The organism is Pelomonas sp. CA6 (genome assembly GCF_022549225.1).
Lineage (GTDB): Bacteria > Pseudomonadota > Gammaproteobacteria > Burkholderiales > Burkholderiaceae_C > Roseateles.
This window is the reverse complement of sequence record NZ_JAKZFD010000065.1, coordinates 1-366: the sequence shown is the minus strand read 5'-3', so window position 1 is coordinate 366 and position 366 is coordinate 1. Positions and strand designations below refer to the sequence as shown.

Below are 366 nucleotides of genomic sequence, written 5' to 3'. Positions count from 1 at the left end.
CGGCACAGCAGCGTGTTCCCCGACGCGATCTTCAGCATCTGCGCCGGGCTCAGCGTGTTCAGCAGCACCGCCGTCTCCTCCGAGATCCCCAGCCGGTACAGCGCCTGCTCGCGGTCCGTGCGGATCAGGCTTTGCGCCAGCATCAGGTACGACAGGTTCGCTTCGCGGATCTCGGCCAGGATTTGGTCTGCATTCATCTCGGGACTCCTTGCCGGATGCCGCCCCCTCTTCTTCAGGGCCCCGGCTCCAGCGTTTCGTTTCAGCGTGAAACGCATTGTGAAGTCCTCAACTGCCCCGCAACATCAGCCCTTTTCCAGCTTTTCCATCAGCCTCCCAGGTAGGCCCTTGTAGGAATTTGCCTGACAA

General features: G+C 61.5%; 1 protein-coding gene. It reads right to left on the bottom strand.

Annotation, left to right across the window (positions count from 1 at the left end):
• Nucleotides 1-197, bottom strand: a 197-nt coding sequence (locus tag LZ017_RS21905; RefSeq protein WP_241399046.1) for a flagellar transcriptional regulator FlhD, incomplete at its 3' end; no start/stop codon positions are given.
• Nucleotides 198-366: the final 169 nt, after the last annotated feature.